Annotated in this window: 2 protein-coding genes; both read left to right on the top strand. The window is 36.7% G+C overall.

Annotated elements, in window-relative coordinates:
* Positions 1–1,221, top strand: a 1,221-nt coding sequence (locus GSY74_RS05965) for a DASS family sodium-coupled anion symporter (protein WP_164664188.1), incomplete at its 5' end; no start/stop codon positions are given.
* A 74-nt stretch (positions 1,222–1,295) separates the two neighbouring features.
* The coding region (locus GSY74_RS05970) for a hypothetical protein (RefSeq protein WP_164664189.1) at positions 1,296–1,528 on the top strand (233 nt) is incomplete at its 3' end.

Consider the following 1,528-nt stretch of genomic DNA (forward strand, 5'->3'; position numbering starts at 1 on the left):
ACAAATAACGGTCTGCATATGGGGGTGGTTTCGCTTCTGCCTATACTACTTTTTCCTATGTTTGGTTTGGTTGACCCAAAAGATGTGGTTACTAACTACTCCAAGACAACAATATTTCTCTTTATAGGTGGATTTTTACTAGCAATTGCCACCGAAAAATCACAGCTTCACAAGAGATTGGCTACAAAACTTCTCTCTATATTCCCAAACTCTCCACGAGGTGTTCTGCTCTCTTTGATGATTACAGCAGGGATGCTTAGTTCAATTTTATCTGATACTACGACAGCTCTTTTGATTATCCCCATCGCTGCATTTTTGACAGATAATGTTGACTATAAGTTTCGTCTGCTTTTAGGCGTGGCTTATGCCTCTTTGATTGGAGGGATTATCACACCTGTGGGAACTCCACCAAACTTAATATTGATGGATTTTATAGAGACCAATGGGCTAGAGATGATTCCCTTTGCCACATGGGTTGTCATGATGCTACCTTTGGCAATTGTAATGATGGTGGTGGCTTCAGAGATTTTGCTCTATGGGTTCAAAAAAGAGAACTTTGAGTTGGTAGAGATAGATATGAGCAAAAAACCATTGACAGCCAATCAGAAAAAACTAGTTTGGATACTCTCTTCATTGGCTGTGATATTAGCTGCTAATCCTATTTTAAAACACTTTTTTGGTATTGAGATTAATGAGAAATTAACGCTCCTTGCATTTGGTCTTTTTCTATTTTTGCCAAAAGTTGACCTACTGGAGTGGAAAGAGGATTTTATGAAGATTCCATTTGCTATTATTTTTCTCTTTGGTGCAGGGTTCTCTATTGCGATGGCATTTCAAAAGACAGGCTTGGCTACAGAGATAGCCAATATCTTGGTTAGTTTCAACTATCTGCCTCCAATTGTCTTGATGCTAATTATTGGCTCTGGTGTAGTTTTTGCTACAGAGCTTACTAGTAATACAGCTCTGACCTCTATTATGATACCTATTATCTACCCATTTGCCGTCAAAAGTGGGCTTGACCCAACACTATTTATGCTCATCGTTGCTATCTCTGCTAGTTACGCCTTTATGTTGCCAATTGCAACAGCTCCAAATGCCATAGCGATGTCTACAGGACATGTGAAAACTACACAGATGGCACAGAGAGGAATTTTCCTAAATATCTTTGGAATTGTAATCACATTCACAGTCGCTTTGACCTATTGGAGACTATTTTTATAAAAACAGAATAAATTAAAACATCTTTTAACAAAAATAAGTTATAATTAACATACTAATTATTAAAAGGTGTCATTATGGCTATTGAATCGTATGTTGAAGATATATTAAAAAGTCCTGAAGTAACATTTAGGAAGATAGTGTCAAGAATCATTCAAAAATCAGATAAGGATGCGAAGATAGAGCTTGTACGACAATATACAGAGGTTGATGAGACACTGTTTGAAGCGATAAAGTCAATCTTGAAAGATTTGGAACTAGAGGAGGGGAGGATTAGTCAATTTTTATACAGATATTTTAATATAGAGAT

Origin of the sequence: Sulfurovum sp. bin170, from assembly GCF_010892395.1 — a bacterium.
In the GTDB taxonomy this organism is placed as follows: Bacteria; Campylobacterota; Campylobacteria; order Campylobacterales; family Sulfurovaceae; genus UBA1140.